We start from the raw sequence: 19581 nt of genomic DNA, 5'->3' as shown, positions 1-19581 counted from the left end.
CCCTTCCCTGACACATCACGGGAAGGGTGCTTTTCTTATGACTTATGAAAGTTTAAACCGATGGACGGTTTCATTTAACCTTGCCGTCATACTCATCAGTTCTTCTACCTGTTTGTTCATTTGATGGAATGATTGCAGCTGTTCATTGGCAGAGGCAGAAATTTCTTCGCTGCCAGCTGCTGTTTCTTCTACAACCGCACTAATATTTTCAATCGAGTTCAGCACTTGTCCGCCAAGCTCTGTTGATTGAACAATTTGGTCATTTAAGACAGCCATTTCTTGTTTAATGTGCTGCGCTTTTGTTTCTATATCTTCAAAGGAGTGTGAGGTTTTGTCCATCGCATCCTGCTGTTGAAGTGAAAGCTTGACTCCTTCTTTGACAGTTTGACTAATGGATTGAATGCCTCTTTCAATATGACTGACCATATCAAAGATTTGTCTTGTAGCGTTAGATGATTCATCGGCAAGCTTACGAATTTCATCTGCAACAACAGCAAAGCCTTTTCCAGCTTCACCTGCTCTTGCCGCTTCAATCGCCGCATTTAGCGAAAGTAAGTTTGTCTGATCCGCAATGTCAGAAACAGTTTTGGCCATGGCCGAGATGCCGCTGGCGTATTGCGTGAATTCTCCTGCTGACTGCTCGATTTGCCTTGTGGCATGTGTATTTTTTTCAATCGCCGTTTTTGTTTCTGTTAACGTGTGCTTTCCACTTTCCACTGCTTCTATGGCATCCTCAGTACTTTGGATGACTGTTTGTGAACGTTCGGAATTTTTACGTCCATGCTGATCCATCTTTTCAATCAAACTGACGCCATGCTGGAGATCCTCTGAAATGGCTTGTGACCCATTTGCCATTTCGTCTGTCGAGACAGATACTTGATTTGCAGATTCCATCAGCTTTTTGTTTTCATCATCTAACTGGATCGAGAATGTCTCTACTTGACTTGAGACATTGCTGATTTCTTTAATCAGACTAATCAGCTGATCTGTCATTTGATTAAAGGATTCATTCAAGCCGCCGATTTCATCCTTGCGCTGAATGTGCATCCGCTCGACAGCAAGGTTGCCTTCTGCGATCTGCTTCGCTCGGTAGGATAGTGATTTGATAGGGGTCACGATGGATCTTGTTAACCCAATATTTAAAAAGACAGCAATGACAATCAGCGTGAGGGCTGCAACGAGTGCACTGGTGATGATCCATTGCACATTATCAGATGTATTCTCTTGATTTTGTTTATACGCTTCTTCTGCTCTTTTATTCATTGTATGGACGTCGTTTAAAACACCATCAATTCTTGCAGCGACCCGTCTTGCATCCGATGCGTTTTTTTCACCAATGGCATTATTTGCTTCCTTGGTCCACGTGTCATATTTTGCATTTAACCTTGTTAATGCATCTTTGTTGATATTTCCTGCATGTTTGTTTAACGTTTGCAGCTGTTTTTTTGCTGTAGAAATATCGGTTTGAACAACCTCTAGCTGTTCATCAGAAAGTGTCATTGAATAATTGGTCATGGCTTGTTCGACGCTTTCAAAGCTTGCTTTTGTTTTTTGAACGTTTAATAAGGTTTGAACTTCTGTTTCATTTGATGATTGGATCTTTGTCATACTGACAATGATAAAGGCGATGACGCCAACTGCTAAAAGAAGTGAGACGAGTGAGTTGAGTAAAATTTTGATGCGCAAGCTCATGATGCGTCCCCCTCTTCTTTTAGAAGTTTCTGCTTCAGTTCATTTACTTTTTTGGTCAATGTCTCAGCATTCTTCATCACCCGAATTCTTGCCATATCGATTCCGTCATTGCTTAAGTCGTAGATAACATGCCCATTTTTGTTTTGATTGTTCTTGACGAGCTGTTCGCTGAATTGATAGACCACTTCATCGACTTTTTTTACCATGGACGAAATTACCGCTTTTTCAGCGGTGTAGTACTGATCACTATCTACACCAATGGCATATTTGCCCTGCGCTTGCGCTTCTTTTAATACACCGACACCTGTATAGCCAGCTGCGGCATATAAAACGTCTGCTTTCTTTTTGATCATGCCTTTGGCTATTTTACTGCCTTTGCCCGCATCACTAAACGTATTAGCATAGGTGGATAAGATCTTGATGTTCGGATTTACTGATTTGGCGCCTTTTTGGAACCCTTTTTCAAAACGATGGATCAAATCCGCATCGACACCGCCAACAAATCCAATGACATCACTTTTCGTTGTCATGGCAGCAAGTGCGCCCGCTAAATAGCTGCCTTGCTCTTCTTTAAACGTCACGGAGGTCACATTTTTCAGCTCAGATACGGCATCGATGAGAAGGAACTGCTTCTTCGGATATTTCTTTGCGACTTTTTCTAAATCTTCTTGCATACTGAAGCCTACTCCGATGACGAGGTCATTGCCATCTTTTACAAGCTCGGTCAGTCCTTTTTCATATGTATCGGTTTCTGCAATTTCTCTATAATCAAATTCAATCCCAAGGTCATCACGTGCTTTTTCTAATCCTTTAAATGATGAATCATTAAATGATTGATCACCAAGACCATCATCTGTGAGCATAACGCCAATATGCTTCGCATTTGATGCCGGTGGTTTCCCTTGCTGATTGCTGCATGCGGCGAGCACCATAAGCAGGGCTGCCACCAGAAGCAATGAAATTTTCACTTTCATCCACACACACACTCCTTTTATCATCCTTACTCCTTTCTTATCGGATTTGAGAGGCGTTGTTTCAATGATTAAGTGAAGGTTTTTCAGCTTTTTTCATGACTTTTTTCACTGAAAAAACCCATTATTTATAACAAATATAAAAAAAGGGATAAAATCATGATGATTTTATCCCTTTGTCTTCATTTCAGTGTGATATGAAAACCCTTGAAGTCAGGGTTTGGATTTCACGCTGCTCATTTTTTCTCGTATGTCCAGCCCTCTTTTTGGTAAACTAAGTCATTTTTCATCAAATGGCCTAATGCTCGTTTAAAGGCTGCCTTGCTCATTTGGAATCGTTCGCGGATGTCTTCTGGATCACTTTTGTCCCCATAAGGCATGGCACCATTTCTCGTTCTCATATAGGTTAAGATTTCTTCTGCATCGACAGATAACGCTTCCTGTTTTCTAGGAAGCAGAGAAACGTTCACGGTTCCATCCTCTTTCACGGCAATGACGCGTCCTGTCACGGTCGATCCTAATCTTGGTTCTTCCTTTCGTTCCGTGCGGTGGATAAACCCTCGCACGCCTGTATCTGTCAGCATAAAAGAGCCTGTCGCAATTAAGCGATAAATGGTTCCAGTGATTTCTTTGTTCATTAAGGTTTCAGGTGCCTCAGTAAACAATTCACTGATCACATCTTCAGTGGCTGGCTTTGCGAACATTCTGCCGTAGCTTGTGACTTTCAGCATACAGTAGAGTTTGTCTCCTTTTTTTGGCCATGCTTCCTCAAAAGGCGGGAGGTGTTCTATTGCAACAAGTGCATCCTTTGACAGCCCGACATCGACAAATGCGCCCATGTCTTCTACCACGTCTACGACTTCTACCCAGCCATATGTATGCGCATTGATTGTAGGTATTTTCATCGTGGCAGCCAGTCTTTCTTCATGATCTACATATAAGTAGACCTCTACTTCATCTCGGTCACCAATATCCTCTGTCATCTCACTGCGGTGCAAGAGGACCGAATCTTCACCATCTGTCAAAAAGTAGCCGTATTCCATCTCGTTCTCTATTTGCAAGGTCAGTTGCTCACCTGGTCTCATGTTCTCTTCCTTCCTATCTGCCCATAAAAGAGCGTTCGTTCATCTTTTGATTCACTTTATTCTACTATACTTCTCCCCACATGAACATCTCTAGTTCTGTTAGCTAAAGTGGACAAACCGGATACGATTTATACCGCTGCCGGCTGAACTCTTTGACTCGTCTCTTCGATAAAGTTTCTTCTTCTCCTATTTGCATGATAAAATAGACGCAATATCTATACATGGAGGTCATGTGTTATGGCAAAAGAAAGCTCATTTGACATTGTATCGAAGGTAGAACTGCCAGAGGTGCAAAACGCTGTTCAAGCAGCGCTGAAAGAAATTAAAAACCGTTATGATTTTAAAGGAAGTAAAAGTGATATTTCTCTTGAAAAAGAAGAGCTCGTTCTCATCTCTGATGATGACTTTAAGCTGGAGCAGCTAAAAGATGTGCTTGTGACAAAGCTGATCAAACGAGATGTTCCAACTAAAAACATCGACTACGGAAAAACCGAGCATGCCCTTGGCGGAACAGTACGCCAGCGCGCGAAGCTGATCAGCGGGATTGATCAAGACAACGCCAAAAAGATCAATGCACTCATTAAGCAATCCGGCATCAAAGTGAAGTCACAGTTTCAAGATGACCAAGTGCGTGTAACAGGGAAAAATAAAGATGATTTACAAGAGGTTATTTCTCTTATGCGCAAGGCAGATTTGCCAATTGATGTTCAATTTATAAATTTTCGATAAATTTCAAATTTTCCATTGATTATTTTCGATTTTTTCGATACAGTTGATGGAAGTTCAATTCATTGACATGTTCATATCACTTTCTTATCAAGAGAGGCAGAGGGACTGGCCCTGTGAAGCCTCAGCAACCGGTGTAGTAGAAATATATTTTCTATGACCAAGGTGCTAAATCCAGCAAGCAACTGCTTGGAAGATAAGGAGAAGAATTACGATACAGCCAAAAAGTCTTCTTCTTATCAGAAGGCTTTTTTTGTTACATAGAAATAAGGAGGAAACCAATGGGCCTATTACAAGACTTACAAAACCGCGTACTGATTGCTGACGGTGCAATGGGAACACTTTTATACTCTTACGGCATTGACCGCTGCTTTGAAGAATTAAATTTATCGAAAGAAGAGGAAGTAAAGCGCGTGCATGAGGCATATGTGCAGGCTGGTGCTGACATCATCCAAACAAATACGTACGGTGCGAATTATATTAAACTATCCCGCTACGGCTTAGAGGAAGAAACAAAGCGCATCAATACAAAGGCCGTACAAATCGCAAAAGCAGCCGCAGGCTCCGCTTATGTACTCGGAACGATCGGCGGCATTCGAACATTTAACAAAAATGCCTACTCTATTGAAGAAATTAAACGAAGCTTTAGAGAGCAGCTGTACATTCTATTAAATGAACAGCCTGACGGATTATTGCTAGAAACGTACTATGACATGGAAGAAGCGAAGGCCGTTCTCCAAATTGCACGCAAAGAAACGCCTCTCCCGATTGTCATGAACGTCTCCATGCATGAACAAGGTGTTTTGCAGGATGGAACCCCGCTCAAGGATGGTTTATCTGAATTGTCCTCTCTTGGCGCAGATGTCGTCGGCATCAACTGCAGACTGGGCCCTTATCATATGATTCAGGCACTCGAAGGCGTACCGATTTTAGAAAATTCCCATTTGTCAGTCTATCCTAACAGCAGTCTTCCCTCTCTTGAAGAAGGCAGACTCGTCTATGATACAGATAACGATTATTTTCGAAAAAGTGCACTTGAGTTTAGAAATCAAGGCGCACGTATTATCGGCGGCTGCTGCGGAACAACACCTCAGCATATTCACGCAATGGCTGAAGCGGTCAAGGATTTAGCGCCGATCACTGAAAAAGAAGTGAAAGTATTAAAAGAAGAAATCATTTCGATTCAAGATCAGCGGACTGAACCAGGTCTTGATGAGCTCGCTGCGGAAAAACGGACGATTATTGTAGAACTTGATCCGCCGAAGAAGCTGAACTTCGAAAAATTTCTCGTCGCTGCAAATGAATTAAAGAATGCAGGCATTGATGCCTTGACATTAGCTGATAATTCTCTTGCGACCCCGCGCATTAGCAATGTGGCTTGCGGCGCATTATTGAAACAGCAGCTTGATATGCGTTCACTTGTCCATATTACGTGCCGTGATCGTAATTTGATTGGGCTTCAATCCCATTTGATGGGTCTCGACACGCTTGGTTTAACTGATATTTTAGCCATTACAGGCGATCCATCTAAGATTGGAGATTTCCCAGGTGCAACGTCGGTTTACGATTTAACCTCCTTTGATTTGATCCGGCTGATCAAGCAGTTTAACGAAGGTCTTTCTTTCTCAGGGAAGCCGCTTGGTAAAAAGACCAATTTTTCAGTAGCTGGCGCGTTTAACCCGAATGTTCGTCACATTGATAAAGCGGTCAAACGTCTTGAGAAAAAAATCGAATACGGCGCTGATTATTTTGTTTCACAGCCTGTTTATTCTGAGGAACAGCTTGTGAAAATTCATGAGGAGAGCCGTCATTTGGATAAACCGATTTATATTGGCATTATGCCGTTAACAAGCAGCCGAAATGCAGAGTTTATTCATCATGAAATTCCAGGCATCAAATTATCTGATTCCATTCGTGACATTATGGCCAAGGCTGGCGAGGATAAGGAAAAGCAGCGAGCAGAAGGCTTAGCGATTGCCCGCTCTTTATTAGATACAGCCTGTGAATTGTTTAATGGCATTTATTTAATTACCCCTTTCCTTCGATCAGATTTAACAGCAGAACTGACCACCTACATTCATCAGAAAGAAAAGGAGTCAAACATCCATGTCAACTATCACTGAACAGCTAAAGAAACGCATCCTCGTCCTTGATGGTGCAATGGGGACCATGATTCAAAATGCCAATCTCACAGCAGAAGACTTTGGCGGAGAAGAGTATGAGGGCTGTAACGAGTATTTGAATGTAACAGCCCCTCACATCATCCGCGCGATTCATAGGGAATACCTTGAAGCAAGTGCCGATCTCATTGAAACAAATACATTCGGGGCTACAAAGCTCGTCCTTGATGAATACGGGCTTGGCCACCTTGCCTATGAACTCAATGTACGGGCTGCCCAGCTGGCAAAGGACGAAGCTGACCGTTACTCCACGCCGGAGCAGCCTCGATTTGTTGTAGGCGCAATGGGACCCACAACAAAAACATTATCTGTGACAGGCGGCACAACCTTCGATGAACTCGTCGCCAACTACAAAGAGCAGGCCCGCGCCCTGATTGATGGCAAATGTGATGCCCTTCTTTTAGAAACAAGCCAAGACATGCTGAATGTAAAAGCTGGATTCAAAGGCATTCAGGAAGCCTTTCAGCAGGCAGGCATTCAATTACCACTCATGGTATCAGGTACAATTGAACCAATGGGCACTACCCTAGCTGGTCAAGACATTGAAGCCTTTTATATCTCTCTTGAGCATATGAAACCAATTAGTGTCGGCCTTAACTGTGCAACTGGTCCTGAATTTATGACAGACCATATCCGCACGCTCTCCTCCATCGCCAAGTCAGCGGTTAGCTGCTATCCAAATGCTGGTCTTCCAGATGAAGAAGGTCAATATCACGAATCCCCTGTTTCTCTTGCTAAAAAAATCGCCGCTTTTGCGAAGGAGGGCTGGTTAAATATTGTTGGCGGCTGCTGCGGAACAACACCTGCACATATTCAAGCTTTGTCAGATGAAGTACGCACGATTCAGCCGCGTCACATCGCGCATGAATCGTCTCAGCATACCGTATCAGGAATTGAGCCCCTTATGTATGAGGAATCAATGCGTCCTCTTTTTGTAGGAGAACGGACCAATGTTATTGGTTCACGCAAGTTCAAACGACTCATTGCGGAACAAAAATTTGAAGAAGCGTCAGAAATTGCTCGCGCACAGGTAAAAAACGGCGCTCACGTGATTGATGTGTGTCTCGCTGATCCAGACCGTGACGAGGCAGCTGACATGGAAGGCTTTTTACAAGAGGCCATGAAAAAAGTCAAAGCCCCTTTTGTCATTGATTCAACAGATAAACACGTGATTGAAAAGGCGCTCACGTATTCCCAAGGGAAAGCCATCATCAATTCCATTAACCTTGAGGATGGCGAAGAACGGTTTGAAGAAATTCTCCCTCTTGTGAAGCTGTACGGCGGTGCACTTGTTGTCGGCACGATCGATGAAACAGGGATGGCCGTAACAGCAGAACGAAAGCTCGAGATTGCCGTACGCTCTCATGATCTATTAACGAAGAAATATGGAATTCCCGCAAGTGACATCATTTTTGATCCACTTGTCTTTCCAGTAGGCACTGGAGATGAGCAGTATATTGGCGCTGCCGAAGAAACGATCAAAGGCATCAAAATGATCAAGGAAAATCTGCCTGAGTGCCTGACGATTTTAGGCATCAGCAACGTGTCTTTCGGACTCCCGCCTCTTGGCAGAGAAATCTTGAATGCCGTCTACTTGTATCACTGCGTCCAAGCAGGACTTGACTACGCCATCGTGAATACGGAAAAGCTTGAACGTTTCGCTTCTATTCCAAAGGAAGAAATCAAGCTGGCTGAAACGCTGCTCTATGAAACAAATGATCAAACCCTTGCTGAATTCACCCAATTTTACCGAGGCAAAAAGAAAACGGAGAAAAAACCAAAGGTCTCTTTATCACTTGATGAAAGGCTGGCACTCTACGTCGTCGAAGGAACAAAAGAAGGACTTATCGATGATTTATCCCTTGCTCTAGAGCAATTTGAATCACCACTTCATATCATCAATGGTCCGTTAATGCAGGGAATGGCTGAGGTTGGACGTCTTTTTAATCAAAACGAGATGATTGTGGCGGAAGTGCTTCAATCGGCAGAGGTCATGAAGGCATCTGTATCGTATCTCGAGCAATATATGGAAAAGCAGCATGCAAGCGGGAAAGGTAAGATTCTACTTGCAACTGTAAAAGGAGATGTCCATGATATCGGGAAAAACCTTGTCGACATCATTTTGAGCAATAATGGCTTTCAAGTGGTTGATCTCGGCATCAAGGTGACACCTCAAACATTGATCGAAGCTGTGCAAAAGGAAAAACCAGATATGATTGGATTATCAGGATTGCTTGTGAAATCAGCTCAGCAAATGGTACTCACCGCTCAGGATTTACAAAAAGCGAATATTTCCGTGCCCATTTTGGTCGGCGGCGCTGCACTTTCTCGGAAATTTACGAAAATGAAGATTTCGCCTCATTATGACGGACCGGTTCTTTATGCAAAAGATGCGATGGACGGCTTATCTTTAGCCAATGAATTAAAAGCGAATCCTCTTCAGTTTCAAACAATGTCCGGAGAAGAGCCAGCGGCTCCTTTTAAAGAGAAAGAAGCAAAGCAGCCACAAGCTGTCATTGAATTACTAGAAAAACGTGCGGCGCTCCCGCAGGCACCTATTCTTACACCAGAGACTACGGCACGTCATTATGTGCGGGACATCGATTTGCATCACATTATGCCTTATGTGAATGAACAAATGCTCATTGGTCACCACCTTGGATTAAAAGGAAAGGTCAAAACATTGTTAGCTAACCAGCATCAAAAAGCATTGGAATTAAAGCAGCTTGTCACAGACCTTCTAAACGAAGGCAGAGAGAAAAACTGGTTTGCGCCTGCATTTGTTTATCAATTTTTCCCTGCCAGTTCAAACGGAAATGATCTGCGTATTTATGATCCCGCAGCGCCTGACCGCATCCTTGAAACGTTCCAATTCCCAAGACAGGAGAAGCTTCCGTACCGCTCTATTTCTGATTATGTGCGGAAAAGCGGCGAAAACGAGAAGGATTATATTGCCTTATTTGCCGTCACAGCTGGTGCGCGTATACGTGAAGTTGCGCAGCAATTTAAGCAAGAAGGAGATTATTTAAAAATGCATGCGGTCCAAGCTCTGGCGCTTGAGCTTGCAGAAGGATTAGCCGAAAGAACCCACCAAGTGATTCGTGACAAATGGGGCTTCCCTGACCCAGTCGATTTCACAATGGAAAAACGATTTCAGGCAAAATATCAAGGGCAGCGCTATTCCTTTGGTTATCCCGCTTGTCCAAATCTTGAAGACCAAGAAAAGCTGTTCAAGCTGCTTCAGCCTGAAAAAATTGGCATCCATCTGACAGAAGGGTTCATGATGGAACCTGAAGCATCTGTTTCAGCGATCGTCGTTTCTCATCCTGAAGCTCGATATTTTAATGTTCATTAATGCAGGCCTCCGGAATTGGAGGTTCTTTTTTGATTGTAAACACCAATTTTTACACTATGCTTCTTATGGTACGATACATATAAATGAATTCAGCTAAGAAGGAGTTGCGTGTCATGACAAACGTTGTTCAACGAGCATTAACAATTGATGACATACCAGATCTCATCGCATTGTCTCAAGAGGTAGACTGGCCTGATTACAATGCGGAAGAACTCACATCTCTTTTAACAAATGGATATTTCACAGGTTTTTCAACAACGGACGGACAAGTCATCTCATGTGCAGGACTTTTCCAATATGATCAAGCGGCGTCAATTGGGGCAGTCATTGTATCTGAGACACATCGCGGATTAGGTCTTGCACGGAAAATGATTGACACCCTGCTAGATCAAAGCCAAAGCATTCCTGTCGTTTTAACCGCTACTGTCCAAGGGCGGCCTGTTTACGAAAAAATCGGGTTTCACACGGCTGGTTACATTCATACTTACAAAGCGCAAAAACCGAACCCAGAGGCTCTTCGTGTGTCAGATGACATTCACCTGTCTCCTGCCGATGAAACGCACCTTCCGTCCATTGAAGCACTTGATGAAAAAGGCGCAGGTACAAATCGATCAAGCTTTTTAAAAAACCGGATGAACCGGGCAGCACGGCGTATCATTGCAAAGAATGAACATCACGAAACAACTGGCTTTGCATTTGGCGTTGAAACGCCTGCCAATTTAATGATTGGACCGCTTACAGCAAATGATGAACTTACAGCTCTCTCTATGATCCGTTCGCTCATCTCGTCTTATTCTGGTGCGATTCGTTTAGATATGCAGAAGGAAACAGCTGAGCGCCTCCATGAATCACTTGTTGAAGCAGGTTTTACGAAAACAAACAAAGCGCATTTTATGATGATTCGCGGAAAAGAAAAGCAGAATGATCCCGCACTTCTTTATTTCCTTGCCTCTCAAGCATTTTCGTAAAAAAATAAAAAGCTGTAGACAGTTGATGTCTACAGCTTTTCTATTACTTCTCACAGGCGGACGAAAGAACATGAGCGAGTGCATTTTTGACCTTCCCATGCTCTGACGCATGCGGGCGGTCATCTCCATCTCCGTACCCATAATCAATCATTCGATTACGATTTAAGCACAGCTTTGTCAGCTTCGGCTGGAATAGATCAAATAGTTCAAAACGGTCCTTCAGCTGCGGGAATTGCTTTTGATAATGCTGAATTTCTTCTGCAAGCAAGCGCCAAAGTGTCGTTTCATCTAACAGCTGATGATTGTCTAACACGTTTGAAACGTAACGCAGGTTGCAAATAAACAGTCCTGTAAAGATAAACTGCACTAACCCTTCCGGCGGCTCACTCCGCAGCACTTCTTTTAAATCTTCTCCTAGTGAAGCCAATTCAGGCAGCGGCTGATCACTAATATTCACATCATCAACGAAATCTTTGATCGCCAAACGATGCGGCTGATGATCTTTTAACACAAGAATCGTATTTTGCCCGTGTGGTGAAAAGACGGTGCCATATTGATACATGAAGTGCAGCAGCGGCGGCATCACAACATGGAAAAATTTCGCCATCCATTCCTTTGCTGAGAGACCAGATTTTTCAATCAGCTGTTTCACATATGGCTCACCTTCATGATCCTCATAAGTGAGTGCTGCAAGTGTAACAGGGCTCTCTCCTTCATCTAAATACGTGTAAATGCTTTCTCTAAAAATCACACCGAGCATCTCAAGATATTGATACGGCGCACCAGGCAGTTTGCTGTAGTAAGGATGATCGACATTGATACTTGCGTTTTCACCCGGTAAAATCACGCGGCAGACATCCGATAAAAATGAGTCTTGATCCGCAATCCCTTTAATATGCGCTGTAATACGAGGGGCAATGACTGTCCGTTCTGACGGAAGTCCCCGGTACACGAGTGTATTTAAAATACTCATTGGCAGTTTAATATGATGCTTGCCTTTATTTGAGATGTTTGTAAAGGTTCTGATGGACTGCTGCGGGATATATTGATCCAGTCCCTCTCCTACATACACAATCCGGCGCAAGGCCAAATCTTCCGGGAAATGCTGAATAATCATATGCGTCCACTGCCACTTATGAACAGGCATCAAATAATAATCAGCTGCATTCAATCCTTCATCCTTTAACACGCGGTGAAATTGACGGATCGTGACTTCATCTAATTCTTTGGCGATCACCTGCTCATAATTTTCATGATCGACCGCATGGAATGTCGCAAGGTCCCGGTGAACAGCAATCCAAGACAGCTGCACACTTTCTTGCCTTTCAGGTGCATAGGCTAGGTAGTCATCGTAACTGAACCCAATGCGTCCTTTGTTATACACAATCCAAGGATGGCCTGTCATCTCTCCTTCAATCCAAGCGTAATCTGTATCTGTCAGTTCATCCGCACGAAGTGCTTTTTTCGACAGCAAATGTACATCTGCTAACAGGGTATGATGAAGCTCTTTGATAAGATGGCCTGTTGTATCAGAAGACATTGGAATGAGCGGCTGAATGTCTAGTAAAAACACAATCGCACTGACATCCTTTGACCATTTTCCGTCTTGACAGCACTCGATTGATTCAGCGATTGTATCAAAACTATCAAACAAACGAGTTTTTGCGAGATAGCGATATTTCTTATGTTCGTGAATGATTAATTCATACTGAGCGATGCCATCCTTACGATCTAGCTGCACGGGATGAAGCATGTCCTCATACATGTATTCAGACAGCATTTTTGCCACCATTCGCTGGTTTGCCTTTTTCCAAGCAGCAGGATTCACCGCTTTTTTCAATTCATCTTGTACACTCATCGCTTCATCCTCCTTAACCTTTGATTTCTTCAAATGTGTTGACGTTCTTGTGTGTACCAAATGTCTGGAAGACGTGCTTTTGATAAAGTGGATACACGGTTTGACGAGCAAGTTCATTGATAATCACACTGTTTCGGTAAGCGCCAAGCCCTAAATCCGGAGCGCCGACCCCATGTGTATGAAGCTCAGCATTTTGCACAAAAATATCATTTTCACCCATTGTATTAGTTTTCAAGCGATATTCACGTTCGACCTGGAACCGTCCTTGATCGTCCCATTGAATGTGATGAGAAATTGGGTTGATAAACGGCGGCAGTACCGATTGATAGCCAGTCGCCAGCACAACAATATCGGTCTCATGGGTAAAGGTGTCCTCTTTGACCCATTGCATGCATGAAAGGGACAAGCCGTCCGCTGTTTCCTCAATCAAGTTGACCTCTGTCATCGCTTGAAGCACTGTGTTCAACTGCTCTCCGCAGGCAGAACGTTCATAAAGCAAATGGTAAATATCACGGATCATTGCAGAGCTGATGCCTTTATACAGCAAGTCTTGCTGCTTTAACAAAGCATCCTTTTTTGTTTGCGGAAGCTCATAAAAGAAATCAATATAATCTGGAGAGAAATATTCAAGACCAAGGTTTGAATATTCCATTGGGAAAAATCCTTTAGAGCGTGTGAACCAGTGAATATCCTTTGCCTCATCATCTGATAAAATATCATAAAACACTTCTGCCGCACTTTGGCCAGAGCCGATAACTGTCACAGATTTCCCTTTAAAACAGCCTTCTTTCTTTCGTTTTAAATAGTCAGCAGAGTGAAAAACTTTCTCTCCTAAAGCTGGCTGGAGCGATGCTGGTATCGCCGGCTGTGTACCAATTCCTAAGACGAGATGCTTACTTTCAAATACCTCTACGGTTTGATCATTCACATGACGGACATGCACTTCATATCGCTTTTCTCCTGCTTTCTCAATCAATGAGACAGATTCGACGTTCATGCCAAATCGGCAAGAGTCTAACTGATCTGCGACCCAGCGGCAATAATGACTATATTCCTTGCGCGGGATATGAAAATCCTCTAGAAAGTAAAATGAATACAAACGGTTTTGCTCCTGCAAATAGTTAAGAAAGCTATATTTGCTTTTCACATCTGCCATGCTGACAAGGTCCGCTAAAAAGGGGACTTGCAGTGTCGTCCCTTCAATGAGCATACCTGGGTGCCAATGAAAGGCTTCACTTCTTTCAAAAAACAAAGCGTCGATTTCATTTACCTCTTCAGATAATGCGGCAAGTCCCAGGTTAAACGGTCCAATGCCGATTCCAATTACATCCACTACATTATTTTGCTTGTTGAACCGCGTCATGGTTATACTTCCTTTCGAATCGTTCTCTATCACAAAACATCAAAAGACCTGTTTTATCGGGTAAATTGACTGGTTTTACACGTTCAAATCCGCATTTTTCAAATACATGGATCATTTTTTCATTGCGAATATCCGGCTCAGCGACGATTTTTTCTGTTCGTTTGTTCTGCTCAAATTGAAAGGCTGTCATTGCCTGAAGCAGCGGGGCCGCAAATCCTTTTCCCACATAATCCGGCTCCCCTATTAATAGATGGATTCCTTGATCATGCGGAGAAGGCTGATAGTAGGATTCAATGACGTCACCTTTGACGTTGTATGCCTCAAAATAACTCATTGGCGTCCCATCAATTGTTCCCAAATAAAGGGTTTGATGCGGATCATGAATCGCCTGATAAAAATGCTTTTCAAAAGCAGGAAACGGAATATTCAAATGCCAAAATGGGTGAACATACTCTTCTTGCATCCACTTGTGGACAAGCCGGACATCCCTTTCATATTCAGCGCGAATAAACCTAATACGATGCCTCATCCAATCAGCGCCTCCTTATGTAAAAAGAGCGGATTCAAGACAGCTGTGTAACGAGACTGTGTTTCCAGAGATCCAGTCAGCTCATCCATATCTTCAAACCGTGTCAGCAAATTCGCTTTTGAAGGCAGTTCCTTTGAGCGGAGAAGGCTGTTTGTCAGTTCAGATGCCCCGTATGTTTCCTCATGAGCGAGCAATGTGTCTCTCACGAGTGCCAGCAAGTCTTCTTCCTTTGCCAGTCCTTCTGTGCCAAAGCCGTTAATGAGACCAAATAAATGATTAAAGAAGAAATAATAACGCAGTCTCTCAACGGCTACATCATCTGCACAAATGGTTTCACTTCTCACGCTCAAGTTTTGGACAAGGTTTGCGAGTTTATCCTTTTTCGATTCACTATAATAGTAGCCTTGGTTGTCACGATAATAGAAGGTGTCCGGGTAACCAGCCTTCATTTGCACAACAGCATTTTGCTGATGGGCTTCCAGTGCAAGACCATATGTTTCAAACAGCCAGAGCATCGGTTCTAACGAAATGGTTAAATATTGCTTAAACCAATCTTGGCTCACAGCATCTGTTGATCGGCCTTCTGCGTCTGCAAGGTTATGAATGATCCCTGCTAATCGCGATTTTCCACCATACGCATGATCCTGACATAATCCAGCAATTAAGCTTGCCCCTTTTTCACGATGCAAAAATGGATTTTGACGAATGACTACTTCAAAGCCAGATTCCGCCTCTTCTCCTTGAATGGATAAATAGGCAGGATCTTCAATGACCCGGAATCCAGAGAATTTATCGTATAAAGAAATGCCTAATTCTGTTTTTAAAATGCGAGACATCTCAACTCCGCGATCCAGTTCCTTTTGTTTATTGACACGTAAGGAGTTTGTAATTTTCACAGGAACAGAGAATTTGAGCATGTAAGCAGAATCTTTTTGATAGACAGTTCTAAAGGATGAGGTCGCTGTGTATTCAGACCCCAGCGGTCCTAAATAAGTCAGTTTCCCTTCCTCTATATAACGCTGGACGAACGCTTTCTCCATGACCACTTTGACTTGCAGCGGGTGAATCGGAATGAGCACATATTCTCCGTTTTCTGTTAACGTATTCAGTCTCTCTGTTTCTTCTGGTACCTGGCGCAAGAGCTCTTCTAACATGAGGCTTGCCGCAGACTGTGCAATAGACGAATCCTGAAGCACAATCGAATGGTGCGCTTTAAAGTAATGAAGCTGGAAAGCCCCTTTCAGCTCAGGAGAATAGACCGCTTCTTCCTCCTCCGTCATCCCTTGTCTGCTTTTTGGAGTGGGGTGCGTTAAATGTCCAAGAAGAAGTGACTGCTCAGCCTCGATATACTCAAAATCGGCTTCAGAAAGAGCTGCTCGATCACTTTCTCGCTCCTTTAAGAATCGTTCAATATTTCGGCAGCTTAAAATGATGCGAAGCATGAATTCATCCTCTGCATCTGTGCGGCCATATTCAATGAGAAGCTCCTTTGAACATAGAGCAACCAGTGTCGTGTAATCGGCGATTGCGCCCTCTTGTTCACTGCCTTGCGGACGGAAGCGAATCGGAAAATCAAAGAGATGGCGGCCAACAGATGAAACATATCGGATCGGAATCACAAGCTCTAGATCTTGCTTTGCTAGTTTTGCGATGAATACAAGCGAGCCATCTGCTCTCGTCTCTTTTTTTGCAGATCGATCGATTCCTGTTTCACGTAAAAAACAGTTTAAAAAGCTTTGCATAGTTGCATTTTCAGCCATTTGTTTATATTGACTCAACGTAGTACCCTCCCGGATTGAATATGAGCGATCCCGATATCAACGATGTCAGAAAGGATTTCCTCAATATGTGTGATTGTCGTTCTCGGATTTAACAAAGTGAATTTTAAGCATGTTCGGCCATCAACCACTGTTTTCGCAATGACAGCAGTTCCCGTTTTGAACAATGTCCGATGAATGATTTTATTGATGTCATCTGTTCGGTGCTCATCCTTAAATCGGAACACAATCGCATTGATTTCTGGCTCAGGATTAATTACTTCAAGGTGATCATTTCTCTCAATAAGCGCGGCCACATCCTTCGCAAAATGAATGGTATGGTCAATGATGTCACCAAATCCTTCTTCTCCAATTAGACGAAGAGAGAGAAGTAACTTCAGAGCATCAAACCGGCGCGTCGTTTGGATAGATTTATTGACGAGATGTAGAATACCATCTAGTTCATCTTCCTTTGGATTAAGATAATCTGCATGATAATCGATCAAACCAAAATGTCTTTTATCCTTCAGCAAAAATGCCCCGCAGGAAATCGGCTGATAAAATTGCTTATGAAAGTCGATCGTGATTGAATCAGCAAGCTCCATACCGGCTAATTTACTTCGGTAGCTTTTGCTTAATACAAGTGCTCCGCCGTAGGCAGCATCTGCGTGAATCCACAGACCGTCTGGTTTGACAATGTCATACACATCTCGAACCGGGTCAATACTTCCAAAATCAGTTGTCCCGCAAGTCGCTACTACCGCAAAAGGAAGCAGGTTCTGATCCTTTAATTCAACCATCTTCTTCTTCAAATCATTGAGGTCCATTCGGTGATGCTCATCCGTCTCGACCAGTACAACAGCCTGCTCCCCTAAACCGAGCTGGGATGCAGATTTTTTCACCGTAAAATGAGCATTTTTAGAGCAAAGAATTCTCATGCGGTGAGCTTCACTTGGTAAGCCTTTCTGCTGAACATTCCACTGCCATGTGTTTTCACAAAAGGCATCTCTCGCCAGAAGCAGCCCCATATAGTTAGATTGGGTTCCACCGCTTGTAAATGTCCCATCTGCTAAGCCGCCATAAGAAAACTTTGCACATAGCCACTTGAGGATTTCCTCCTCAACCAAAGAAGCAATACCGCTTTGATCAAAGGAATCCATTGATTGGTTAAAGGAACTCACCATCACCTCTGCGGCAAGTGCAGGAATGAGCGGCGGACAATGCAGATGTGCCAAGCATTTAGGATGCGATACATCAATCAAATGCGGCAAAAGATGTTCTTTTATATCTTGAAAGACAGATTCAATTGATTCTCCAGACGGTTGAAATCGGAATAACGATTCGACACTAGCCGCTAATTTCCCAGGCAATATTCCGCTGTATGGTCCTGTGTCTTTTTGCCACTGCTCCAGTAAGCTGTCGATAGATGTATGAAGAGCCGCTTGGAAGGACTCTCTTCCAAGCTGGCTTTGATTCATAAATAATGAATCTACAGAAGCTTTAGTTGATTGCATCGTACACGGCCTCTTTAAAAATAGCGATGACTTTTTCAAGCTGTTCTTCTGTCATAATGAGTGGCGGCAGGAAACGAATCACACTTCCGAAACGGCCTCCTGTCTCCACAATTAAGCCTTTATCGAAGCAATTCTTTTGAATAAGACTGGCCAGCTCTGGATTCGCTGGATAGCTTCCGTCCACATCCTGTTTCTCATTTGGATTGACTACTTCAACGCCAATCATTAAACCTCTTCCTCGAACATCACCGAGAGCAGGTACTTGTTTTTGGATGTCTTTTAGGTGAGCCTGCATACGATTTCCTAACTGTTCTACATGATCAAGCAGGTTGGTTTCTTTTATAAATTTAAGCGTAGCGGTTCCTGCAGCCATCGCCATTTGATTCCCTCTAAATGTCCCGATGTGTGCACCTGGATTCCATTGATCTAAATCTTTATCATAAATCACAACTGAAAGCGGCAGGCTTCCACCAATGGCTTTTGACAGCACAATGACGTCAGGTACAATTCCTGCATGTTCAAAGGCAAACATCTTACCTGTTCGGCCGATGCCTGATTGAACCTCATCAATAATGAGCGGAATCCCTTTTTCTTTTGTGATTCTTCTCATTTCCTTCATCCATTCAATAGATGCTGGAATGGAGCCTCCCTCGCCCTGCACTGCTTCAAAGATCATACCTGCTGGCGGAAGAATACCACTTTCAGGATCATTTAATACGCGCTCAATATACGAACTTGAAATGCGGTGCGAATCCTTCCCTCCAATTCCAAATGGGCAGCGATATTCATATGGGTAAGGCATAAAATGAACATCAGGTATTAACCCTTGCACTCTTTCCTTTGGAGATAAATTCCCGCTTAATGACATCGTGCCATGTGTCGCACCGTGATACGCACCGTGGAATGAAAGAATGGAACGATTACCTGTCGCTGTCTTGACTAATTTAATAGCTGCTTCTATGGCGTCACCACCAGTTGGCCCACAAAATTGAATTTTGGCTCTTTTTGCAAACTCTTCTGGCAAGTGAGAAAAAATTTCATTCACAAATTCTTCTTTAATTTCTGAGGTTATGTCCAGCGTATGCAACGGTCTTTTTTCATGAAGCATACGTTCAATAGCTTCTATAACAACTGGATGATTGTGACCAAGTGCAAGTGTTCCTGCGCCTGCCAGGCAGTCATAAAACTCTCTGCCATCCGCATCTGTCACGATCATACCCTCGGCTTTTTGCATGGCTAATGGGAACCGTCTCGGGTAAGACCTTGCATTAGATTCTCTTTGACTTTGCTGCTCTAAAAATTGCTGATTTTTAGAAACGGTTTTGATGGACATAATAAAACACTCCTCCAATTGATAAAGATTATCATTTTCATTTACTAGCCTAGAGGATGTGAGATATGAAAGTCAATTGTATTCAAAAAGATGATTCGAAAAGCATATGAATGCTATATTCTCTTTTTAGCGAGTATTTTCGTGTAATTTTTACAAACCTCTACTGCCATAAGGAGATCAAATGGATGAGACGGAATGATGTAGAAAAAAATTACAAATCATTCTTCCTGGTTCTTTTGTTCTACTCATG

The 19581-nt window shown here is 43.1% G+C and carries 13 protein-coding genes and 1 riboswitch; of the genes, 4 read left to right on the top strand and 9 right to left on the bottom strand.

Features of this window, described 5'->3' with window-relative positions; all coding sequences use genetic code 11:
* Window positions 1–42: 42 nt before the first annotated feature.
* From GKC25_RS05195 to GKC25_RS05185, 3 genes are all read right to left on the bottom strand, one after another.
* On the bottom strand, window positions 43–1692 hold the full coding sequence (locus tag GKC25_RS05195; RefSeq protein ID WP_095285006.1) for a methyl-accepting chemotaxis protein: 1650 nt from the start codon (window positions 1690–1692) through the stop codon (window positions 43–45).
* Window positions 1689–2666, bottom strand: a complete 978-nt coding sequence (locus GKC25_RS05190; protein WP_342689928.1) for a BMP family ABC transporter substrate-binding protein — start codon at window positions 2664–2666, stop codon at window positions 1689–1691. The genes GKC25_RS05195 and GKC25_RS05190 overlap by 4 nt, the downstream gene beginning before the upstream one ends.
* Window positions 2667–2899: 233 nt before the next feature.
* Complete coding sequence (locus GKC25_RS05185) at window positions 2900–3748, bottom strand: S1 RNA-binding domain-containing protein (RefSeq protein WP_342689927.1); 849 nt, start codon at window positions 3746–3748, stop codon at window positions 2900–2902.
* Between the two features lie 237 nt (window positions 3749–3985).
* Between GKC25_RS05185 and GKC25_RS05180 the strand changes: the two genes are divergently transcribed.
* The 4 genes from GKC25_RS05180 to GKC25_RS05165 all read left to right on the top strand — a co-directional run bounded on the left by GKC25_RS05180 (window position 3986) and on the right by GKC25_RS05165 (window position 10977).
* Window positions 3986–4477 carry a YajQ family cyclic di-GMP-binding protein gene (locus GKC25_RS05180; RefSeq protein WP_034663377.1) on the top strand — a complete coding sequence of 164 codons (492 nt, stop codon included), beginning with the start codon at window positions 3986–3988 and terminating at the stop codon, window positions 4475–4477.
* An 81-nt stretch (window positions 4478–4558) separates the two neighbouring features.
* Window positions 4559–4677, top strand: a riboswitch (SAM riboswitch).
* Window positions 4678–4755: 78 nt separating this feature from the next.
* A complete protein-coding gene (locus GKC25_RS05175; protein ID WP_034663380.1) occupies window positions 4756–6597 on the top strand; it encodes a bifunctional homocysteine S-methyltransferase/methylenetetrahydrofolate reductase in 1842 nt (613 codons plus the stop codon).
* Window positions 6581–10009: a methionine synthase gene (gene metH / locus GKC25_RS05170; RefSeq protein WP_342689926.1), complete on the top strand. Its 3429-nt coding sequence runs from the start codon at window positions 6581–6583 to the stop codon at window positions 10007–10009. The genes GKC25_RS05175 and metH overlap by 17 nt, the downstream gene beginning before the upstream one ends.
* Window positions 10010–10122: 113 nt before the next feature.
* A complete protein-coding gene (locus GKC25_RS05165; RefSeq protein ID WP_034663385.1) occupies window positions 10123–10977 on the top strand; it encodes a GNAT family N-acetyltransferase in 855 nt (284 codons plus the stop codon).
* A gap of 43 nt (window positions 10978–11020) precedes the next feature.
* Here the strand turns inward: GKC25_RS05165 and GKC25_RS05160 are convergent, their stop codons facing one another.
* Genes GKC25_RS05160 through GKC25_RS05135 form a run of 6 tightly spaced genes read right to left on the bottom strand, consistent with a single transcriptional unit; the run spans window position 11021 to window position 19331 of the window.
* Window positions 11021–12835: an IucA/IucC family protein gene (locus tag GKC25_RS05160; RefSeq protein ID WP_187704442.1), complete on the bottom strand. Its 1815-nt coding sequence runs from the start codon at window positions 12833–12835 to the stop codon at window positions 11021–11023.
* A 13-nt stretch (window positions 12836–12848) separates the two neighbouring features.
* Window positions 12849–14198: a lysine N(6)-hydroxylase/L-ornithine N(5)-oxygenase family protein gene (locus GKC25_RS05155; RefSeq protein WP_095285002.1), complete on the bottom strand. Its 1350-nt coding sequence runs from the start codon at window positions 14196–14198 to the stop codon at window positions 12849–12851.
* A complete protein-coding gene (locus GKC25_RS05150; RefSeq protein WP_060595973.1) occupies window positions 14173–14727 on the bottom strand; it encodes a GNAT family N-acetyltransferase in 555 nt (184 codons plus the stop codon). The genes GKC25_RS05155 and GKC25_RS05150 overlap by 26 nt, the downstream gene beginning before the upstream one ends.
* Complete coding sequence (locus tag GKC25_RS05145; RefSeq protein WP_095285001.1) at window positions 14724–16505, bottom strand: IucA/IucC family protein; 1782 nt, start codon at window positions 16503–16505, stop codon at window positions 14724–14726. Before GKC25_RS05145 ends, GKC25_RS05150 begins: the two co-directional genes overlap by 4 nt.
* Window positions 16502–17998, bottom strand: coding sequence for a pyridoxal phosphate-dependent decarboxylase family protein (locus tag GKC25_RS05140; protein WP_187704441.1), 1497 nt, complete (start codon window positions 17996–17998; stop codon window positions 16502–16504). Before GKC25_RS05140 ends, GKC25_RS05145 begins: the two co-directional genes overlap by 4 nt.
* The gene (locus tag GKC25_RS05135; RefSeq protein ID WP_034663402.1) at window positions 17985–19331 is read right to left on the bottom strand and encodes an aspartate aminotransferase family protein; all 1347 of its coding nucleotides are present in this window, start codon (window positions 19329–19331) and stop codon (window positions 17985–17987) included. The genes GKC25_RS05140 and GKC25_RS05135 overlap by 14 nt, the downstream gene beginning before the upstream one ends.
* Between the last annotated feature and the right edge of the window lie 250 nt (window positions 19332–19581).

Origin of the sequence: Bacillus pumilus, assembly GCF_038738535.1 — a bacterium.
Classification (GTDB): Bacteria; Bacillota; Bacilli; order Bacillales; family Bacillaceae; genus Bacillus.
The sequence above is the reverse complement of the archived record's forward strand: the minus strand, read 5'-3'. Positions and strand labels throughout refer to the sequence as shown.

What these genes read in the sequence shown, in the direction of transcription:
- GKC25_RS05190 (WP_342689928.1), bottom strand. Translation starts at nt 2,666, where the DNA reads ATGAAAGTGAAAATTTCATTGCTTCTGGTGGCAGCCCTGCTTATGGTG.
- GKC25_RS05165 (WP_034663385.1), top strand. Translation starts at nt 10,123, where the DNA reads ATGACAAACGTTGTTCAACGAGCATTAACAATTGATGACATACCAGAT.
- GKC25_RS05140 (WP_187704441.1), bottom strand. Translation starts at nt 17,998, where the DNA reads ATGCAATCAACTAAAGCTTCTGTAGATTCATTATTTATGAATCAAAGC.
- GKC25_RS05175 (WP_034663380.1), top strand. Translation starts at nt 4,756, where the DNA reads ATGGGCCTATTACAAGACTTACAAAACCGCGTACTGATTGCTGACGGT.
- metH (WP_342689926.1), top strand. Translation starts at nt 6,581, where the DNA reads ATGTCAACTATCACTGAACAGCTAAAGAAACGCATCCTCGTCCTTGAT.
- GKC25_RS05150 (WP_060595973.1), bottom strand. Translation starts at nt 14,727, where the DNA reads ATGAGGCATCGTATTAGGTTTATTCGCGCTGAATATGAAAGGGATGTC.
- GKC25_RS05180 (WP_034663377.1), top strand. Translation starts at nt 3,986, where the DNA reads ATGGCAAAAGAAAGCTCATTTGACATTGTATCGAAGGTAGAACTGCCA.
- GKC25_RS05195 (WP_095285006.1), bottom strand. Translation starts at nt 1,692, where the DNA reads ATGAGCTTGCGCATCAAAATTTTACTCAACTCACTCGTCTCACTTCTT.
- GKC25_RS05135 (WP_034663402.1), bottom strand. Translation starts at nt 19,331, where the DNA reads ATGTCCATCAAAACCGTTTCTAAAAATCAGCAATTTTTAGAGCAGCAA.
- GKC25_RS05155 (WP_095285002.1), bottom strand. Translation starts at nt 14,198, where the DNA reads ATGACGCGGTTCAACAAGCAAAATAATGTAGTGGATGTAATTGGAATC.
- GKC25_RS05185 (WP_342689927.1), bottom strand. Translation starts at nt 3,748, where the DNA reads ATGAGACCAGGTGAGCAACTGACCTTGCAAATAGAGAACGAGATGGAA.
- GKC25_RS05160 (WP_187704442.1), bottom strand. Translation starts at nt 12,835, where the DNA reads ATGAGTGTACAAGATGAATTGAAAAAAGCGGTGAATCCTGCTGCTTGG.